We start from the raw sequence: 255 nt of genomic DNA, 5'->3' as shown, positions 1-255 counted from the left end.
TCTCGACGGAGAGCTCGCCGTGGTGCAGCCCGACGAGGCCGCGCACCACCGAGAGCCCGAGGCCGGTGCCCTCGTGCGGGCGGCCATAGGCGGCGCCCGCGCCGACACCGGCCTGGAAGAAGGGATCGCCGAGGCGCGGCAGGTCGGCCTCGGCGATGCCGATGCCGGTATCGACCACCGCCATCTCGACCCGGTCGAACACCCGGCGCACCGACAGCACCACCTCGCCGCCCCGGGGCGTGAACTTCACGGCGT

Annotated in this window: 1 protein-coding gene; it reads right to left on the bottom strand. The window is 74.5% G+C overall.

Annotated features, from left to right (window positions below; all coding sequences use genetic code 11):
• Positions 1-255 (bottom strand): sensor histidine kinase (locus CVH10_RS22360; protein ID WP_369335973.1); only part of this gene is annotated, 255 nt, incomplete at both ends.

It is taken from the genome of Halomonas sp. ND22Bw (assembly GCF_003011945.1).
GTDB lineage: Bacteria > Pseudomonadota > Gammaproteobacteria > Pseudomonadales > Halomonadaceae > Halomonas > Halomonas halophila.
This window is presented reverse-complemented; position numbering and strand designations above follow the sequence as displayed.